Source organism: Actinomadura alba, assembly GCF_014323705.1.
GTDB classification, from domain to species: domain Bacteria; phylum Actinomycetota; class Actinomycetes; order Streptosporangiales; family Streptosporangiaceae; genus Actinomadura_C; species Actinomadura_C alba.
Genome location: NZ_JABVEC010000097.1, coordinates 1 through 767, shown reverse-complemented (window position 1 = coordinate 767; position 767 = coordinate 1). Strand labels below are relative to the sequence as shown.

At 69.1% G+C, this 767-nt stretch carries 1 protein-coding gene; it reads right to left on the bottom strand.

From position 1 onward, the window contains the following. Positions 1 to 737 (bottom strand): DUF222 domain-containing protein (locus tag HKK74_RS38890; RefSeq protein WP_187248441.1); only part of this gene is annotated, 737 nt, incomplete at its 3' end. Positions 738 to 767: the final 30 nt, after the last annotated feature.

The window sequence follows — 767 nt, the reverse complement described above, 5'->3', positions numbered from 1 at the left end:
GGCGAGCCGGCGTCCATCTCGTCCTCGCCGGGCGGGCGGGCGGTGCCGGTGCAGTCGGTTTCCGTGCTCCTGCCTGGGTTCGTGCAGGCATCGCGGCAGGCACTACGGCAGGCATCACGGCAGGCACTACGGCAGGCGCCAGGGCAGGCAAGGCCGTGGGTGTGGAGCCATTCGTTTGTCATTGCTTCGAGGGCGTCGTGGTCGACCGCGCCGATCACTGTCGGGGTCATTGAGGAGTCGCAGGCGAGTGCGGCGGCGAGGCCGTCGCTGATCGGGCCGACCCCGGCCAAGATGGCGCCGTCACCGAGCCCGGGCAGCAGCGGCTGGTCGAAGAGAGGGCCTTCGGTGCCGGAGGTGCCGGGGGTGCCGGATGGGGTGAGTCCGGGTGGGAGTTGCTGGTCGGGTAGGTCTTTGAGTAGTTCACGGATGGATCCGGTGCCCGCGACCTCGCGGCGGGCCAGCTCGAGTTCCTTGGCGCGGATCCACTCCTGTTCGGCCTGCTTGGCGCCGGGTAGCCGCCGCAGGGTGGCCAGGCCCATGTCGACCTTGACCTGTGGCTTGGACCCGCCCCGTTGCGGTAGCAGATCCGAGGCCATCAGCCGTTCGAATGCGTCCACCAGCGCGTCATGGCGGCGTTGCCGCTTGGTACGGGTGTCCTCTGGGCCGCGTTTGACCGCCAGAGCCTCGATCACCTGCTCCGCCAGAGCGGTGGCGTGTCTGTTCAGGTCGGCGTTCATACGGCCGGCTCCACCGAAGGTCTTGGACAA